The following is a 15,335-nucleotide window of genomic DNA, read 5'->3' on the forward strand; positions in this document are numbered from 1 at the left end:
CTCACCTGGCCCGGTCCCGGACGTCCCGCTCCAGCGCGGCCAGCACCCGGGCGGCCGTCGCGAGGTCTCGCACACCGATCTCCGGCGCGAGCGTCGCCAGCTCGTCGAGCTCCTGGTCGTGCAGCCGCGCGAAGGCCCCATGACCAGCCGGTGTGAGGTCGATCAGGACCGAGCGCCGGTGGGCCGGGTTCTCCACCACCCTGACGTGGCCGAGCTCCCGGAGGCCGTCGACGAGCCGTTGCACGTTCTGCCGGGCGAGCGAGAGCAGCCCGGCGAGCTGGGGCACGGTCGACGCACCCCGCGCGGCCAGCAGCTCGACGACCGCACGGGAGCCGACCGTCCAGCCGAGCGGAGCGACCCGGCTCTCGACCACGCGGGTCGACTCGAGCACGAGCGGGCGCACGTGCCGGAGCACCTCGTAGACCGCTTCACCTCGCGACATGACACCAATGATGTCATACTGGTCGCTCAGCCGTAACGGGCCGCGGTGTCCACCAGGACGTCGTGCAGGGCCAGCTCGGCGGCGCCGCGAACCCGGCCGGCCCGGTGCGCGGCGAGGACCCGCCGCGGCGGAGCCGTGTCGCCGAGCGAGACCACCCGCACGTCGGGGTGCTGGTTGACGGTGGCGGTGCGCGGCGCGAGCGCGATGCCGAGCCCGACGCTGACCATCGCCTGCGCCTCCTGGTAGTCGTTGGCGTGGAAGGCGATCTTCGGCGTGAAGCCGGCTGCGAGCGCGCTGCGCCGCAGCACCTCGACGACGGGGTGGCCGCCGGCCCGGATGATCCACTGCTCGTCGGCGAGGTCGGCCATCTTGACCGTACGGCGCCGCGCGAGCCGGTGCGTGGCACCCACGAGGAGCACCGTGGGGTCGGTGAAGAGCTCGGTGAGCACGAGCTCATCGTTGTCGACGCGCTGCCACTCGTAGTCCCAGAGCAGCGACATCGCGACCCGCCCCTCCTCGAGCATCTGCACGAGCCGGTCCTCCCGGCCGCTCTCGATGGACAGCTCGATGGCCGGGTAGAGCTCGCGGTAGCGGCGTACGGCCAGGGGCAGGAACGAGCTGCCGACGGTCGGGAACGTCCCGAGCGTGACGCTGCCGCGTCGCACGTCCGCGATGTCGGCGAGGTCGGCCTCGGCCGCCGCCAGCTGGCGGACGATCTTGCGGGCGTGGCGGGCGAGGACCAGCCCGGCCTCGGTCGGCTGCATCCCGCGGGCCTGGCGGTCGAGCAGCGGCTGTCCCGCCTCGCGCTCGAGCCGGAGCAGCTGCTGCGAGATCGCCGACGGCGTGTACCCGAGTGCGGCGGCCGCACCGGTGACCGACCCCTCCTCGACGATCGCCAGCAGCACCCGCAGTCGTTTCACGTCCAGCACCCGGCCAGTCTGCCTGAAGGGTTGCTACAAGGCCATGTAGGTGCATCCAGCGCTGCTGGACGTGGTTGAACGCTCGTCCCGCCACGAGGGGCGGCTCGACGAGTTAAGGATCGCTACACGTACATGTGCAGATTCGCGATTGTGCTACAACGCACATCGGTCGCACGCTGATCGGGTCCCCGGACGGACCGGGGCACCCGACAGGAGGCCGAAGTGCGCGAGATCGCCGCGACCTGGATGCGCGGAGGGACCAGCAAGTGCTGGGTCTTCCGCCGCGACGACCTGCGAGTCGACGACCTCTCGGTCGACGAGGTCCTCCTCCGCGTGTACGGCAGCCCGGACCACCGCCAGGTCGACGGCGTCGGGGGCGGCACCTCGACCACCAGCAAGGCCGTGATCCTCGCGCCGTCCGCCGACGAGGGCGTCGACGTCGAGTACACCTTCGCGCAGGTCGGCATCGAGGAGGCCAAGGTCGACTGGGGGAGCAACTGCGGCAACTGCTCCGCGGTCGTCGCCTCCTTCGCGATCCGCGAGGGGTGGGTGCCGGTCCAGACCGACGAGACCGCCGTCCGGGTCCTCAACACCAACACGAAGCAGCTGATCCTGCAGCGGGTCCCCACCCCCGGCGGACGCCTGGACGAGTCGCCGACCGACACGATCCCGGGCGTCCCGTTCCCCGGAGCGCCGGTCCGCATGGGGTTCGTCGACCCCGCCGGCCGCAGCACCGGCATGCTCTTCCCGACGGGCCGGCCCCGCGACGTCCTCTCGACCGAGGTCGGCGGGGTGACGGTGACGCTCGTCGACGCAGGGGCGCCGGTCGTGGCGGTCGCCGCCGGCGAGGTCGGTGTCCGGGGCGACGAGGACACCGCGGCGCTCGACGTGGTGCCAGGGCTGCTCGCCCACCTGGACGGCGTACGGCGCGAGGCCGGCGTGCTCATGGGGCTGGCCGGCACCCCTGCCGCCGTCGAGCGCGCCGTCCCGAAGCTGGCCGTCGTCTCCGCACCCGGGCCGGGCGTCGAGGCCGACCTCGTGGTCCGGATGCTCTCGATGGGCCGCTTCCACCCCGCCGTCCCGGTGACCGGCTCGGTGGCGCTCACGCTCGCCGCCGGCGTCCCCGGCACCGTCGTCCACGACCTGGTCCCGCAGCCGGCCCCGACCGGCGGGCTCCGCCTCGGGACCCCGGCGGGCAGCGTCACGACGTTCGTCGAGGAGCACGAGGGGGTGCCGGTGGTCGGCGTGCTCCGCACCTACCGGCGGCTGGCCCACGGCTCCGTGCTCCTACCCGACCCGCCCCTGCTCCCGTCCGCCTCGGCCTGACCGCACCAGATCGCTCTTCCCAGCCTCGCGTGCGAGGCTCGTCCACTGGAGGTTCCTGCATGACCCAGCACGTCGACGACGAGGTCCTGGTGACGACACCCGACCCGTCGACCGACCCGACGCCGGTCGACGAGCGCTCCGCCCCGACCCCCCGCACGGCGGGGTCGATCGTCGCGGGGTTCGCCGCGCTCGCGGTCGGGGTCTCGGTCGTCGGGGGCGACCTGCTCAACCCCGCGGCATCCACGACCGACGGCGACTACGCCGGTGAGACCGTCGAGATGATGATCCCGCTCGCCGAGGGCGGCGGCACCGACACCTGGGCCCGCTTCGTCGCCGCCGAGCTCACCGAGAAGGTCCCCGGCTCCCCCGGGCTGGCGCCGGTGAACGACGACGGCGGCGAGGGGATCCTCGGCACCAACAACTTCATGACGTCCGCGCGCTCCGACGGCACCGAGGTGCTGGTCAGCACCGCCTCGACGGTGGTGCCCTACCTGCTCGACATGCCCGCCGTCCGCTACGACTTCAACGAGCTCCGGCCGATCCTGGCCAACGGCACCGGCGCGGTCGTCTACGCACGGACCGGCGCCGGGGTGAAGGGCGTCAAGGACCTCGTCGACCGCGACGAGCCGCTGGTCTTCGGCGGCATCGCGGCGACCAGCCTCGACCTGACCACGATGCTCGCCTTCGACCTGCTCGACGCGGACGTGACCTCCACGTTCGGCTTCGAGGGACGTGGTCCGGTGAACCTCGCGCTCCAGCGCGGCGAGGTCGACATCGACTACCAGACCACCTCGTCCTACGGCCCGGCCGTGGAGCCGCTGGTCAAGGACGGCACCGCCGTCCCGCTGTTCTCGCTCGGCCAGGTCGACGAGGACGGCGAGATCGTCCGCGACCCGAACTTCCCCAGGCTGCCGACGGTCGTCGAGGTCTACGAACAGGTGTACGGCGAGCAGCCCGACGCCGAGGCGCTGGAGACCTACCGGGCGATCCTCGCGCTCACGTACACGTACCAGAAGGCGCTCTGGGTCCCCGAGGACACGCCTGACGAGGCCGTCGAGCTGCTCCGCTCGACCGCCGAGGAGATGGGCCAGGACCCCGCGTTCCAGAAGTCGGCCGAGGAGGTGCTCGGCGGCTACCCGCTCGACGCCTCCCCCGACCTCGCCGAGCGGATCGGCGACGCCTACCGGGTGGACGACGACGTCCGGGAGGACGTCCTCGAGCTGCTCGAGACCGACTACGACATCACGATCGACTGAGGCCACGACGATGACTGACGCAGCCTTCTCCGCCCTGGCCTCGCTGGCCGACCCGTCCCTGCTGATCATGCTGGTCGTCGGCGTCCTCGCCGGTCTCGTCATCGGGCTGATCCCCGGGCTCGGCGGCACCGGTGCCGTCGCGATCCTGCTCCCCGTCACCTTCGGCATGGACCCCGAGCCCGCGCTCGCCATGCTCATCGGCGCCCTCGCGGTCGTGCACACCTCGGACACCGTGGCCGCGGTCCTGCTCGGCGCACCGGGTTCGGCCTCGGCGAGCGTGACGATGCTCGACGGCTACTCGATGGCCCGGCGCGGGCAGGCGAAACGCGCCCTGTCGCTCGCCTTCCTCTCCTCGATGGCCGGCGGGCTCATCGGCGCGGTCGGCCTGACGCTCGCGATCCCGCTGGCCCGCCCGCTGGTGCTGTCGTTCGGCAGCCCGGAGCTGTTCATGCTGACGATCCTCGGCGTCTCCCTCGCGGCGGTGCTGTCGCGCGGCAACGTGGTGAAGGGGCTGACCGCCGGGTTCCTCGGGCTGCTGCTCGGCCTGGTCGGCAGCTCGCCCACGACCGCCGAGGAGCGGTTCTCCTTCGGCTCGCTCTTCCTCAGCGACGGCGTCTCCCTGGTCGCCGTGGCGCTGGGTGTCTTCGGCCTCGCGGAGATCGCCAGCCGCGTCGGCCAGCGCAAGGTGACCGAGGAGCCGGTGACCCTCACCGGCGGCTGGGCCTCGGGCATCCGTGAATGGCTGACCCACTGGACGCAGGTCGTCCGTGGCGCCCTGATCGGCATCTGGGCCGGCGTGCTCCCCGGCGTCGGCGCGACCGCCGGCACCTGGCTCGCCTACGGCCAGGCCGTCGCCACCGCGAAGGACAAGCGCAAGTTCGGCAAGGGAGACCCGCGCGGCATCGTCGGCCCGGAGAGCGCCAACAACTCCGTCGAGGCCGGCGACCTGATCCCGACCTTCCTGTTCGGCATCCCGGGCGGCGTGCCGTCCGCGATGCTCCTCGGGATGCTGCTGACCTACGGCATCCAGCCGGGACCGTCGATCGTCAGCGAGCACCTGGACCTGATGTACCTGATCATCTGGGCGTTCGCCATCGCGTCGGTCGCGGGTGCGTTCCTCTGCTTCCTCGCCACCGGGTCGCTGGCCCGGCTGACCAAGGTGCCGTTCGCGGTGCTCGGCCCCGGACTGCTGGTCGTGATGCTGCTCGGCGCGTTCCAGGAGGGTGGCCAGCTCGGCGACCTCTGGGTGATGGTCGCCCTCGGCGTCGTGGGCTTCTTCCTCAAGGCGACCGGCATGCCGCGCGCGCCGTTCCTCATCGGGTTCGTCCTCGCGATCCCGATGGAGCGCTACTACTACCTGACCACCAACCTGTACGACGGCGCCGGCTGGATGACCCGTCCGGGCGTGCTCGCCTTCGCCGCGGTCCTGGTGCTCCCCGTCCTCTGGTCGCTGCTCCGGAAGGCGCGCACCGCGACCGGGCGGGCCGACGACGGCCACCGCGACGAGCACCCCGTCGAGGAGCGTGCCGAGGTGGACCTCGAGGGCTCGATGGCCGGCACCCCGTGGTCGCTCGGCGTCGCCGCGGTCGCCGCGGCCGTGTTCGCCGGCGCGCTCTGGATGAGCGGCTCGTTCTCGGAGGAGGCGGCGCTGATGCCGCGGCTGGTCGCCGTGGGCGGCCTCGTGACCGCGGGCCTCCTGCTCTGGCAGGAGCTCCGTCCCCGGTTCCAGCCCCAGGCCGACCCCGAGCCCACGGTGCACGACGAGGCGCCCTCGGGCGGGTCGACGCTGGTCGCGACCCGGGTCGAGCAGCGGACGGTGGCCCAGGAGGCCCGTGCGGCGGTCCGCAACCGCGACCTCGCGATCGGCGCGCGCACCTTCGCCGCGATGGCCACCTTCCTGGTGCTGGTCATGGTCGGCGGCTACCTGGCGGCGACGCTGGTGTTCACCCCCGTGTTCCTGCTCTACGTCGCCCGCACCCGGCCCCGGACCGCGGTCGTACACACGCTCGTGCTCGGACTGGTGCTGCTGTCGCTGCCGTCGCTGCTGCCGGTCGAGCTGCCGCTGGGCGCGCTCCAGTGAGCCCGCTGACCACCACGGGAGGAACCCGATGACCGTCGTCGTCGCCTACGCCGACACCCCGCCCGGACAGCGGGCCGTCGCCACCGCCGCCACCGGCGAGTGGGCCCGCGCGGACGAGCGGGTGGTGCTCGTCCCCGCGGTCCGCGGAGAGCAGTGCCCCGACGTCGCCGAGGTCGAGCGGCGCTGGCCGGCCCTCGCCGGCCGGGTGGAGGTCGTCCGCGGCGATGTCGGCGACCCGGGCGACGCGGTCGTCCAGGTCGCCCAGCGCCACGACGCCCGGATGGTGGTGCTCGGGCTCCGCCACCGCTCGGCCGTGGGCAAGCTGGTGTTCGGCAGCACCGCCCAGCGGATCCTGCTCGGCGCGACCTGTCCGGTGCTGACGGTCAAGCCCGACGGGGCTCCTGGGGCCTGAGGCCGGCGAGGGCCTCAGCGGCGGACGACCTTGGCCGCCGGGGTCGAGAAGGTCCAGCCAGCGGTGCCGTCCTTCCACCCCAGCACCGAGACCCAGACGTACTTGCCGACGACCTTCCGCGGGATCTTGACCGAGAGGACCGGCTTCGCCTTGGGCTTGGCCTCGAGCAGCGCGGCCTTGCCGTAGACGTTCGCGGACCAGTCGTCGGGGGTGAACTTCTTCCGCTTGCTCACCCACACCTGCGTCGAGACGCGCGTGCCGGGCTCCCACGTGCCCTTGAAGCGGAACGTCGCCCGCTTCCCCGCGCGGTAGGTCCACTGCCCCTTCACCTTGGTGCTGGAGGTGACGAACTTCCGCGGGTGCCGCACGTAGCGGAACGTCCAGTCGACGGGGGCGCTGGTCGCGGTCACGCCGCCGGCACCGACCTCCTGGACGGTCACCGGGTAGCTCCGGCCGTTCTCGAGGGAGTAGACGTCGAACGTGGCCCGGAACCGACCCCCGCCCAGGGCCTGGACGTGACCGGACCCGTCCTTCTTGCCGAGGCGCACGCGGTAGTCGTCGGCCGCGCTCGGCGTGGAGTCGGTGAAGGTCACGACTCCCGTGCTGTAGAGCGGGATGTACGGCGTGAGGCCGCCGGACTCGTTGGCGGTGGTGACCTTCTGGACCTGCGGCGCGTCGCCCGGCTCCTGGGTGTGGGCCGGCGTGGTGAGGCCGCCGACGGCGATGGACAGCAGGACCGGTGCGGCGACAGCGCCGGCGCGGACGCGCATGAGGGTGGACGGCACGTGGGGCTCCTCGAGATTGGAGAGGGGGCAGGTGACGAGCGCCGGCGACCCCCCTGTCGTCGCCGGCACGCCACCACGATCGGCCCGGCTCGGCGGCTCCACAGGGGAAGATCACCTCCCGGACGAGTCCGGACATCCCTGTTCACGCCCGGACGAGCCGTCCGCGGACGTACAGTCGGAGCGCCCCGCCGGAGGCGGCGGGTGCGGTCTGACCGGCTCGGGGCCGGCGTTACGGGAGGACGACGGTGGTGGACGGGCAGGGTCCGGCGACGGTGCAGAACGGCCGTTGGGACCCCCTGGTCGACAGGCTGCAGGCGCTCCGTCTCGCCGCCGGGGAGCCGTCGTACGCCTCGATCGCGCAGCTCGTCACCGAGCGCCGCACGGCCGCGGGCGTGCCGGACCACGCGGCCCGGATCGCACGCTCCACGATCTACGACTGCTTCCGTCCGGGACGCGTCCGGGTCAACGTGGTGCTCGTGCGCGAGATCGCCGAGGTTCTCGGCGCGGCGGACGGCGACGTGGACGCCTGGGTCGCCCGCTGCCGACAGCCGGCGCCCGCCCTGGCGGCGCCGCCGGACCCGGCGCCGGACGATCCCGGACGCGGCCCGGCCGAGGCGGCACCGTCGTTGCCCCGTCCCGGCGTGCTGGCTCTCCTCCTCGTCGCCGCGGTGCTGGTCAACTTCGCGGGCAACGCCTTCCACGAGGCGCTGCGGCTGCCCGTCTTCCTCGACATGGTCGGGACGGCGGCCGCCGCGATCGTCCTCGGGCCGTGGTGGGGCGCGCTGGTCGGCGTGCTGACCAACGTGGCGGGGGTCGCGACGAGCGGCCCTGCCAGCCTCCCGTTCACACTGGTCAACGTCGTGGGCGCGCTCGCCTGGGGGTACGGCGTGCGGCGGCTCGGGCTCGGCCGCACGTTGCCGCGGTTCTTCTCGTTGGGGCTTCTCGTGGCGGTGGCCTGCAGCGCGGTCGCCGTCCCCCTCCTGCTGCTGCTGTTCGACGGCTCGACCGGCCACTCCCAGGACACCATCGGCGCGACGCTGGCGCAGCTCACCGGGTCGTCGGCGCTGGGCACCGCGGTGTCGAACCTCGTCGTGTCGCTCGGCGACAAGATCATCAGCAGCTTCGTCGCCCTCGTGGTCGTCGCGGCCCTCCCCGCCTCCTGGGGCGCCTGGCGCCACCTCCCCCTGCTCGGCACGGCCGGGGCCGCTCGCGGCCACGGCGGTCTCGCCGAGCACCCCTCGAGCGGCTGACCGTCCGCCGTCCGGCGCCGGTAGGGTCCCAGCCGCGGGCCGGTCGTCGGCCTCGCGGAGAGGAGACGATGGCCCAGCCCGACCCCATCGAGGAGGCGCGCCGCCAGTGGGTGGCGCACGGTTGGGGCGCGGCGGCGGACGGGATGGCGATGGTCACCTCGCTGACCCGGGTCCAGCAGCTGGTCACCGAGCGGATCGACGCGGTGCTGCGCCCGCTCGACCTGACCTTCGCGCGCTACGAGGTGCTCCGGCTGCTGGCCTTCACCCGCGCCGGGAGCATGCCGATGACCCGGCTCGGCTCGCTCCTCCAGGTGCACCCCACCTCGGTGTCGAGCGCGGTGGCGCGGCTCGAGGCGCAGGGGTTGGTCGAGCGGCAGCGCGACGCCGACGACCGCCGGGTGGTCCGGGCAACCCTGACCGCACGGGGCCGCGAGGTCGTCGAGGCCGCCACGGACGGGCTCAACCGGGAGGTCTTCGAGGCACCGGGGCTCGACGCCGACGACGTGGCGACGCTCACCGGGCTGCTCCGCGACTACCGCCGGCGGGCGGGAGACCTGCCGGACTAGGCAGATTTACTAGGACGTCCTAGTATTCGGGGGTGACCACGAACAGCACCCCCACGCACCCCGTCCGCGTCGTCACCGCGTCGAGCCTCTTCGACGGCCACGACGCCTCGATCAACATCATGCGGCGGATCCTGCAGTCCCAGGGCGCGGAGGTGATCCACCTCGGCCACAACCGCTCGGTCCAGGAGGTCGTCGACGCGGCGGTCGAGGAGGACGTGCAGGCGGTCGCGGTGTCGTCCTACCAGGGCGGTCACGTGGAGTACTTCGAGTACCTCGTCGAGCTGCTCGCCGAGCGCGGCGCCGGCCACGTCAAGGTGTACGGCGGGGGCGGCGGCGTGATCGTCCCCGAGGAGATCGCCCGGCTGCGCGGGTCGGGGGTGACGATCTTCTCCCCCGAGGACGGCCAGCGGCTCGGGCTCGTCGGGATGATCGGCACGATCGTCGAGGCGTGCGACCTCGACCTCTGGGACGTCGCCCCGGCCACCCCCGAGGCGGTGCTCGCCGGTGACCGCTCCGCCGTCGCCCGCGCGATCACCGGCGCCGAGAGCGGCCGGATCCCCGCCGGCACCCTCGCCGCGCTGCGCGAGGCCGCGCAGGGGCGCGAGGTGCCGGTCCTCGGCATCACCGGCACCGGCGGGTCCGGCAAGTCCTCGCTGACCGACGAGCTGGTCCGCCGGCTCCGGGTGGACCAGGAGGACAAGCTCCGGGTCGCCGTCGTCGCGGTCGACCCCACCCGCCGGCGTGGAGGCGGCGCGCTCCTCGGCGACCGGATCCGGATGAACGCCGTCGACGGCGACCGCGTCTTCTTCCGCTCGCTCGCCACCCGCGGCAGCCACGAGCTCCCCGAGTGCCTCGACGACGTCATCGCGATCCTCAAGGGCGCCGGCTTCGACCTCGTCATCGTCGAGACCCCCGGCATCGGGCAGGGCGACGCCGCGATCGTGCCCCACGTCGACCTGGCGATGTACGTCATGACGCCGGAGTTCGGCGCCGCCTCCCAGCTCGAGAAGATCGACATGCTCGACTTCGCCGACGTCGTCGCGATCAACAAGTTCGAGCGACGCGGCGCCGCCGACGCGATGCGCGACGTCGGCCGCCAGCTGGTCCGCAACCGCGGTGCGTTCGGCAAGAAGCCCGAGGAGATGCCGGTCTTCGGCACCTCGGCGGCCACCTTCAACGACGACGGCGTCACCGCGCTCTACCAGCACCTGCGCGGGCTGCTCGCCGAGCACGGGCTCCCGGTGTCGACCGGCACCCTCCCGCACGTCGACGTCCGGCACTCGACGGTCACCCAGACGATCGTGCCGCCGTCGCGGGTCCGCTACCTCTCCGAGGTCGCCGAGACGGTGCGCGGCTACCACGCCGAGACCGAGCGGCTCGCCGAGGCGGCCGCGCGGCTGCAGCGGCTCGAGCTGGTGCTCGGGGAGGTGTCGCAGGTGGTCGAGCCTGTCGAGACCACGGCCGGAGAGGTGGTTTCGACAAGCTCAACCACCCTGGAGCGGCTGGTGGAGGAGGCGCGGGAGGCGCTGCCCGCGGAGGCACGCAACCAGCTCGAGCGCTGGCCCACGGTCGTCGAGTCCTACTCCGGCGACGAGCAGGTCGTGAAGGTCCGCGACAAGGAGATCCACACCCGGCTGACCCGGGAGTCGCTGTCGGGCAACAAGATCCCGCGCGTGGCGCTCCCCCGCTACCGCGACCACGGCGAGCTGCTCCGGTTCCTGCGCCGCGAGAACCTCCCCGGCTACTTCCCCTTCACCGCCGGCGTCTTCCCGTTCAAGCGCGACAACGAGGACCCGGCGCGGATGTTCGCCGGCGAGGGCGACCCGTTCCGCACCAACCGTCGGTTCAAGATGCTCTCGGAGGGCCAGCCTGCGACCCGGCTGTCCACCGCGTTCGACTCGGTCACGCTCTACGGCCGCGACCCCGACCTGCGCCCCGACATCTACGGCAAGGTCGGCACCTCCGGTGTCTCCGTCGCGACCCTCGACGACATGAAGGCGCTGTACGACGGGTTTGATCTTGTCGCGCCCACCACAAGTGTCTCGATGACGATCAACGGGCCCGCTCCGACGATCCTCGCCTTCTTCCTCAACACCGCGATCGACCAGCAGGTCGAGAAGTTCGAGGCGGAGCATGGCCGTGCGCCGTCCGCGGAGGAGCGGGAGGAGCTCGCGGCGTACGCCCTCTCGACCGTGCGCGGCACGGTCCAGGCCGACATCCTCAAGGAGGACCAGGGGCAGAACACCTGCCTGTTCTCCACGGAGTTCTCGCTGCGGATGATGGCCGACATCCAGGAGTGGTTCATCCAGCGCAAGGTGCGGAACTTCTACTCGGTGTCGATCTCCGGCTACCACATCGCCGAGGCCGGGGCGAACCCGATCAGCCAGCTGGCGTTCACGCTCGCCAACGGGTTCACCTACGTCGAGGCGTACCTCGCCCGCGGCATGGACATCGACGACTTCGCGCCGAACCTGTCGTTCTTCTTCTCCAACGGGATGGACCCGGAGTACTCCGTGCTCGGCCGCGTCGCCCGCCGCATCTGGGCGGTCGCCATGAAGGAGAAGTACGGCGCCAACGAGCGGTCCCAGAAGCTGAAGTACCACGTGCAGACGTCCGGCCGGTCCCTGCACGCGCAGGAGATGGACTTCAACGACATCCGCACCACGCTGCAGGCGCTGATCGCGATCTACGACAACGCCAACAGCCTGCACACCAACGCGTTCGACGAGGCGGTGACGACGCCCACGGAGGAGTCGGTCCGCCGGGCGCTGGCGATCCAGCTGATCATCAACCGCGAGTGGGGGCTCGCGATGAACGAGAACCCCCTGCAGGGGTCGTTCATCATCGACGAGCTCACCGACCTCGTGGAGGAGGCGGTCCTCCGCGAGTTCGACAACATCAACGAGCGCGGCGGTGTCCTCGGCGCGATGGAGACCGGCTACCAGCGTGGCCGGATCCAAGACGAGTCGATGCTCTACGAGCACCGCAAGCACGACGGGTCGCTGCCGATCATCGGCGTCAACACGTTCCTCCCGCCGGAGGGCCGCGAGGAGCCGCCGACCGTCGAGCTCGCCCGGGCGACCGAGCAGGAGAAGCAGTCGCAGCTCGAGCGGGTGCAGGCCTTCCAGGCGGCGCACCGCGAGGAGGCGGAGGTCGCCCTGCAGCGGCTCAAGGACGCGGCGATGGCGGGCGAGAACGTCTTCGCGGTGCTCATGGACGCGGCCCGGGTCTGCTCGCTGCAGCAGGTGACCGAGGCGTTCTTCGAGGTCGGCGGGGCCTACCGGCGCAACGTGTAGGACGCGCGGGCGAGCTCGACCAGCTCCTCCTCCGGCCACGCGCCGCGCACGCCGGGGCACCGCGCGAGGTAGCCGCCGACCCGTTCGGCGGGCCACCCGTGCGTCTCCCGGAGGCCCGCGCAGATCCAGCGGAGGTAGGCCGCGCTCGGCGGCTGCGGCTCCAGCGGGTGGCCGGCGGCGATCGTGACCGCCGGCCGGCCGTCGAGGTCCGGGAGCCGGAGCACGGTGTCGTAGCCGCCCTCGCGGACCTTGGCCGCCCCGCCCTCCGCGACCAGGTGCAGGCCGAAGTCGGTCCCGAGCGGGTGCCGTGTCTCCTGGACGACCACGTCGTTGGCCTGCTCGGCCGTCAGGAGGTACGCGCGGCCCGCGACCGTGCCATTCCCCGACCGGTCGTAGAACGCCATCCCGCCGGACCACACCGTCGACCGGCCTGCGAAGTGCAGCGTGCCTGGAAGCTCGACCGCCACGTCGTCCCGCGGCGCGGCGGTGTCCCGGCAGCCGGTGTAGGTGCGGGCCCCTCCCTCGGGACGTCCTCCGCCCAGGTAGCAGTCGAACCGTGCCTTCGCGAGGTTCGAGCCGTAGGCGACGTACCAGATCTCCACGCGCTCAGCGGCTCGCCCAGGCCGCCGGCCCGCTGACCTCGCCGATCGCGTCGCTGAACGGCTCGGGCTGCGCCCCGGGAGCCAGCTCGAGCACCATCAGCTGCCCCGTCTCGGCGTCCTCGTCGGCGGCGAGCTCGAACACCACGCGGCTCCCGTCCGGCGACCAGGAGGGGTCCCGCGCGACGCCGCTGTCGGGGGTGACGAGGAGGCAGGTCGGCACCTGGGTGACCGGGTCGGGCTCGGGCTCGGTGGGGCAGCCGAGGCTCTCCGCGGTGCCGTCGTCGGCCACCATCCGGAGGGTGCCGTCGCTGCGGTAGAGGATCCGCCCGTCGACGGGCGACCCCACGGTGTCCTCCGCCTGGCCGGAGGTCAGCGCGACCTCCTCGCCGGGGTCCGCCGGCGTCGGGTCGCGGAAGACGTGCACGCCGGGTGCCTCGTGGTTGGGCCCGAAGGTGACTGCCAGCGCGCCGGTGCCGGTGAAGCTCGGGTTGCCGAGCTCGACCTGGTCGAGCCCGGTCATCGGCGTGAGGCCGGTGATCACCCCGTCCTCGCCGGCCGTCCCCTGGAACACCTGGCGTTCCGGTCCCTCGCCGAGCCGGCAGAGCACGAGGACCCGCCCTTCGGTGCCGGGGTCCCACGCGGGGCGGTTCACGCAGGAGGCGCCGGGCGGGTCCTCAGGGACGGCGGGCACCACCTCGCCGCTGGCGAGCTCGAGCACCTCCATCCGCCATGCGTCGCGCGAGTCGCCGGAGCGGAAGTACACCAGCCGGCGGTCGGGCGAGAGCGACGGGAGGTCGGGCGCGACGCCCGCCTCCGTGAGCGGGTCGCGGGTCCCGTCGCCCACGGCGTAGAGGCGGACACCGTCGCCGAGGTCGAGGGGCACGACGAGCGTCGACTCCGGCAGGGCCTCCACCGTCTCCTCGGTGCCGCCGCCCTCGGTGGTCCCGCCACCGGACTCCTCCGTGTCGCGCAGCGCCCACCACAGGGCGGCCACCACGACGACCACGGCGAGCGCCCCGGCGCCGGCCACCCACGGCAGCCGGCCGCGGAGCCACGGCGGGCCCCCACCGCCGCCCGGTGCGGGCGGTGGCGGGTGGGCAACCGGTGGCGGCGTGCTCGGGGCCGTCCTGGGCAGCTCGGCGGTCGCGCTCTCCGAGACGGCTCGGGCCGGAGCGGCGACGGGAGCGGTGGGTGCCACGGGTGCGGCGGCCGCGGTGGCGGTCCGGCCGGCGTCGCGGGTCGGCCAGCTGGTCGTGGGTGCGGGCGCCGCGGAGGGTGCCGGCGCAGGAGCGGCGCCTGCCGTCGCCTGGTACTGCACCGCGCCGAGCGCGATGTCGTGCTTGGGGTGGGTGTCCATCGCGGTCCGGACGCCGAGCTCGCTCTGGAGGAGCTGGCTGACCAGCGGGATCCGTGAGCTGCCGCCGACCAGCACCGCCGCGGCCAGCTGGTCGCCGGTGGTCCCCGACGAACGCAGCGCCCGTTGCGTCGCTGCGAGCGTCTCCCGCAGCGCCGGCGAGATCAGCTCCTCGAGCTCGGTCCTCGTGAGCCGCACCGACGTCGTCACCCCCGGCAGCGCCACCGGCACCACCGCGTCGACGTCGTTCGACAGCGCCTCCTTGGCCTCCACGCAGTCGCGGCGCAGCCGGGTCAGCCCGGCGGTGACCTCCGGCTCCTCCGGGTCGAGCCCCGCCACCCGGTCTCCGAGCAGCCCGAGCACGTGACGGAAGACCGCCTCGTCGAAGTCGATGCCTCCGAGGTGCTCGACCCCGTCCGGGGTCCCGACGATCCCGAACCCCACCTCGCGCCGCTCGAGCACGCAGACGTCGAAGGTGCCGCCGCCGAGGTCGTAGACGACCACCCGCGCGCCCGGCTCCAGCGGCGCCCGGGACGCGTACTGCGTCGCCGCGGCCTCGGGCTCCGTGCACGTGACCACCGCCGGAAGGTCCGCCAACGTGCCGACCTGCGCGAACAGCTCCTGCTTGAAGCCGCCCCAGTTCGCCGGCCGCGTCAGCACGACCTCCCCGGGACCACCACCCTGCCGTTCCGACGCCGTCGCGACGACCCACCGCAGCAACGTCGCCGTCAGCGCCTGCGGGGAGAACGGCTGTCCGCCGACCAGCACCGGCACGGTGTCGCCCAACCGGCGCTTGAACTCACGGACGACACGTCCGGGCTCCGTCGCACTCCGTCGCTCGGCGGCCTCGCCGCACAGCCACGTGCCGTCCTCGGCCAGGAACAGCACCGACGGCACCTGCAGGGCCCGGTTCCCCAGCCCCACCATGCGGGGCCCGCTGCCGTCGTCGGTGGCGGCCGCGGTGAAGGTGGTCCCCAGGTCGATACCCAGCCGGTACCCCATGACTCGCGACCCTACCGCCGCTCCCGGGGCAGTCCTAGACTCCG

General features: G+C 73.1%; 12 protein-coding genes. 7 read left to right on the plus strand and 5 right to left on the minus strand.

Annotated features, from left to right (window positions below):
• Position 1: 1 nt before the first annotated feature.
• Positions 2-442 carry a MarR family winged helix-turn-helix transcriptional regulator gene (locus FIP57_RS07500; protein ID WP_148572893.1) on the minus strand — a complete coding sequence of 147 codons (441 nt, stop codon included), beginning with the start codon at positions 440-442 and terminating at the stop codon, positions 2-4.
• Positions 443-468: 26 nt separating this feature from the next.
• A complete protein-coding gene (locus FIP57_RS07505) occupies positions 469-1,371 on the minus strand; it encodes a LysR family transcriptional regulator (protein ID WP_148572894.1) in 903 nt (300 codons plus the stop codon).
• Between the two features lie 213 nt (positions 1,372-1,584).
• On the opposite strand from FIP57_RS07505, the gene FIP57_RS07510 reads away from it, so the two are divergent.
• The 4 genes from FIP57_RS07510 to FIP57_RS07525 are packed head-to-tail and all read left to right on the plus strand — an operon-like array spanning position 1,585 to position 6,436.
• A complete protein-coding gene (locus FIP57_RS07510; RefSeq protein ID WP_148572895.1) occupies positions 1,585-2,688 on the plus strand; it encodes a PrpF domain-containing protein in 1,104 nt (367 codons plus the stop codon).
• 59 nt (positions 2,689-2,747) lie between these two features.
• On the plus strand, positions 2,748-3,944 hold the full coding sequence (locus FIP57_RS07515) for a Bug family tripartite tricarboxylate transporter substrate binding protein (protein ID WP_148572896.1): 1,197 nt from the start codon (positions 2,748-2,750) through the stop codon (positions 3,942-3,944).
• 10 nt (positions 3,945-3,954) lie between these two features.
• On the plus strand, positions 3,955-6,024 hold the full coding sequence (locus FIP57_RS07520; RefSeq protein ID WP_148572897.1) for a tripartite tricarboxylate transporter permease: 2,070 nt from the start codon (positions 3,955-3,957) through the stop codon (positions 6,022-6,024).
• 28 nt (positions 6,025-6,052) lie between these two features.
• Positions 6,053-6,436: a universal stress protein gene (locus FIP57_RS07525; RefSeq protein WP_148572898.1), complete on the plus strand. Its 384-nt coding sequence runs from the start codon at positions 6,053-6,055 to the stop codon at positions 6,434-6,436.
• A gap of 14 nt (positions 6,437-6,450) precedes the next feature.
• Here FIP57_RS07525 and FIP57_RS07530 read toward each other — a convergent pair whose 3' ends face one another.
• Complete coding sequence (locus FIP57_RS07530; RefSeq protein WP_148572899.1) at positions 6,451-7,221, minus strand: hypothetical protein; 771 nt, start codon at positions 7,219-7,221, stop codon at positions 6,451-6,453.
• A 248-nt stretch (positions 7,222-7,469) separates the two neighbouring features.
• On the opposite strand from FIP57_RS07530, the gene FIP57_RS07535 reads away from it, so the two are divergent.
• The 3 genes from FIP57_RS07535 (at position 7,470) to icmF (ending at position 12,333) form a co-directional block, all read left to right on the plus strand.
• Complete coding sequence (locus tag FIP57_RS07535) at positions 7,470-8,471, plus strand: ECF transporter S component (RefSeq protein ID WP_148572900.1); 1,002 nt, start codon at positions 7,470-7,472, stop codon at positions 8,469-8,471.
• A 68-nt stretch (positions 8,472-8,539) separates the two neighbouring features.
• Entirely contained in the window at positions 8,540-9,037 is a 498-nt protein-coding gene (locus FIP57_RS07540) for a MarR family winged helix-turn-helix transcriptional regulator (RefSeq protein ID WP_148572901.1), read from the plus strand.
• Positions 9,038-9,069: 32 nt separating this feature from the next.
• Positions 9,070-12,333, plus strand: coding sequence for a fused isobutyryl-CoA mutase/GTPase IcmF (gene icmF / locus FIP57_RS07545; protein ID WP_148572902.1), 3,264 nt, complete (start codon positions 9,070-9,072; stop codon positions 12,331-12,333).
• Here the strand turns inward: icmF and FIP57_RS07550 are convergent.
• Positions 12,315-12,935 (minus strand): histone deacetylase, encoded by a 621-nt coding sequence (locus tag FIP57_RS07550; RefSeq protein WP_148572903.1) that lies wholly within the window; start codon positions 12,933-12,935, stop codon positions 12,315-12,317. The two genes, icmF and FIP57_RS07550, sit on opposite strands and share 19 nt — an antisense overlap.
• A gap of 4 nt (positions 12,936-12,939) precedes the next feature.
• Positions 12,940-15,291 carry an Hsp70 family protein gene (locus FIP57_RS24305; RefSeq protein ID WP_148572904.1) on the minus strand — a complete coding sequence of 784 codons (2,352 nt, stop codon included), beginning with the start codon at positions 15,289-15,291 and terminating at the stop codon, positions 12,940-12,942.
• Positions 15,292-15,335: the final 44 nt, after the last annotated feature.

This window comes from Nocardioides caldifontis (genome assembly GCF_008087345.1).
Taxonomy (GTDB): Bacteria; Actinomycetota; Actinomycetes; order Propionibacteriales; family Nocardioidaceae; genus Marmoricola_A; species Marmoricola_A caldifontis.

What these genes read in the sequence shown, in the direction of transcription:
- FIP57_RS07525 (WP_148572898.1), top strand. Translation starts at nt 6,053, where the DNA reads ATGACCGTCGTCGTCGCCTACGCCGACACCCCGCCCGGACAGCGGGCC.
- FIP57_RS07540 (WP_148572901.1), top strand. Translation starts at nt 8,540, where the DNA reads ATGGCCCAGCCCGACCCCATCGAGGAGGCGCGCCGCCAGTGGGTGGCG.
- FIP57_RS07515 (WP_148572896.1), top strand. Translation starts at nt 2,748, where the DNA reads ATGACCCAGCACGTCGACGACGAGGTCCTGGTGACGACACCCGACCCG.
- FIP57_RS24305 (WP_148572904.1), bottom strand. Translation starts at nt 15,291, where the DNA reads ATGGGGTACCGGCTGGGTATCGACCTGGGGACCACCTTCACCGCGGCC.
- FIP57_RS07520 (WP_148572897.1), top strand. Translation starts at nt 3,955, where the DNA reads ATGACTGACGCAGCCTTCTCCGCCCTGGCCTCGCTGGCCGACCCGTCC.
- FIP57_RS07500 (WP_148572893.1), bottom strand. Translation starts at nt 442, where the DNA reads ATGTCGCGAGGTGAAGCGGTCTACGAGGTGCTCCGGCACGTGCGCCCG.